Source organism: Plasticicumulans sp. (genome assembly GCF_035331805.1).
GTDB lineage: Bacteria > Pseudomonadota > Gammaproteobacteria > Competibacterales > Competibacteraceae > Plasticicumulans.
Map to the genome: position 1 here is coordinate 1 of NZ_DAOLKE010000160.1, position 2,174 is coordinate 2,174.

Genomic DNA, 2,174 nt, shown 5'->3' on the forward strand with positions numbered 1-2,174 from the left:
CCGGAGGCGCCCATGACGCCCACCCCGCTGCACATCCTGATGGTCGCCGCCGAGAACGACGCCCTGCCCGGCGCCAAGGTCGGCGGCATCGGTGATGTGGTCCGCGACCTGCCACCGGCGCTGGCCGTGCTCGGCTGCACCGTCACCGTCGTGCTGCCCGGTTATGGTTTCCTCGCGCACCGGCCCGGCGCGCACACGCTGACGCGGCTGCCGGTCGGCTTCGGCGGCACGCGCACCGAGGTCGAGCTGTTCGAGGTGCCGGCGCGCCATGCGCAGGCCGGCGTGCGCCACATCGTCATCGAGCACCCGGCCTTCGCGCACGGCGGGCGCATCTACTGCGACGATCCGCCGGATCGGCCGTTCGCGACCGATGCCGGCAAGTACGCGCTGCTGTGCGCCGCGGTCGCCGAAGCGACGGTCAATGGCCAGTTCGGCCACGTCGACGTGCTGCACCTGCATGACTGGCACGCCGCCTTCCTCACGATCCTGCGCCGCTTCCATCCGGGCTTCGCGCCGCTTCGGGCGCTGCGCTGCGTGGTCACGCTGCACAACCTCGCGCTGCAGGGCGTGCGGCCGCTGCGCGGGCATGCGTCCTCGCTGGAGGCCTGGTATCCGGGCCTGCCGTGGGAGCCGTGGGCCGTGCTCGATCCGCGCTGGCTCGACTGCGTGAACCCGATGGCCGCAGCGATCCGCCTCGCCGATGCCGTGCACGCGGTGTCCCCGAGCTATGCGCAGGAGATCCTGCTGCCGAGCGACGTGGCCGGGGCCGGTCGCTACGGCGGCGAGGGGCTGGAGGTCGACCTGCAGCGCGCGCGCGACGAGGGCCGCCTCTGGGGCATCCTGAACGGCTGCGAATACCCGGCCCCGATGCCGCCCCCGCCGGAGTGGCCGGCGCTGCTGAAGCTCGCGCGCGGCGAGGTGCTGCGCTGGGCCGGCGCCGCCGGCGGGCCGACGGTGGCGAGCGCGCATTTCCTCGCGCATGCGCGCCTCGGCGACTGGCTCGAACGGCCGCGCCCGGCAACGCTGCTGACCAGCGTCGGGCGCATGACCGACCAGAAGGCGGCGCTGCTGCTCGAACGCAGCAGCGACGGTCGCAGCGCCCTCGATGCGATGCTCGATGCGCTCGGTCCGGACGGCGCGTGGATCTCGCTCGGCAGCGGTGACCCGGCCTACGAGCGCGCGCTGGTCGCCGCCAGCGCCCGGCATCCGAACTTCGTGTTCCTGCAGGGCTATTCCGAACCGCTGTCCTCGGCGCTGTACGCCGCCGGTGACCTGTTCGTGATGCCGAGTTCCTTCGAGCCCTGCGGCATCAGCCAGATGCTGGCGATGCGCGCCGGCCAGCCCTGCCTCGTGCACGCGGTCGGCGGCCTGCGCGACACGGTCGAGGACGGCGTCACCGGATTCGCCTTCGCCGGCGACGGCCGCAGCGCCCAGGCCGATGCGCTGGTGCTGGCGCTGTACCGCGCCCTCGACGCCCGCCGCGAACCCGGGCGCTGGCAGGCGATGAGCACGGCGGCGCGCGAGGCGCGCTTCCTGTGGGAGGACAGCGCCCGCGCCTGTCTCGTACACCTGTACCATGCCGGCTGACCGGCAGCGGCCGGTCGTCCGTCCCGGGAGGTCCTGCTCATGGAAGACCCCTCCGCCATCCCCCGCAGCCACGCGGATCGTCCGCTCGCCGCCGGGACCGGGAAGCTCGGCGGCGCCCCGGTACGCAAGCGGCGCCTGCGGCGCGGCCTGCTGCTCGCGCTGGCGCTGTATGCGCTGTACGCGGCCGGCTTCTGGCACTGGCAGCGCGCGCTGCTGTATCCGGGCACCGCGCGCGCGGCCGATCCCGAGGCCGCCCGCCGCTTTCCGGACGCGCAGGTCGAGTGGATCCCGCTCGGCGAGGCGCGCATCGAGACCTGGTATCTGCCGCCCCTGCCGAAACCCGGCCACGATCCCGCGGCCCGGGCGCCGGCACTGATCGTCGCGCACGGCAACGGCGAGCTGATCGAGGACTGGCCGCGGCGCTTCGAGCCGTTCCGCCGGCTCGGCCTCGGGCTGCTGCTGGTCGAATACCCCGGCTACGGCCGCTCCGGCGGCACGCCGGACGAGGCCGGCATCCGCCGGCTGTTCGCCGCGGCCTGGGACCGGCTCGCCGCGCGCCCGGACATCGACCCGGCGCGCATCGGCGG

General features: G+C 74.6%; 1 protein-coding gene and 1 pseudogene. Both read left to right on the forward strand.

Annotated elements, in window-relative coordinates; all coding sequences use genetic code 11:
• Positions 1–12 precede the first annotated feature (12 nt).
• Complete coding sequence (locus PKE44_RS11800) at positions 13–1,587, forward strand: glycogen/starch synthase (RefSeq protein ID WP_324551367.1); 1,575 nt, start codon at positions 13–15, stop codon at positions 1,585–1,587.
• 39 nt (positions 1,588–1,626) lie between these two features.
• A pseudogene (locus PKE44_RS11805) lies at positions 1,627–2,174 on the forward strand (hypothetical protein); the annotation flags it as partial.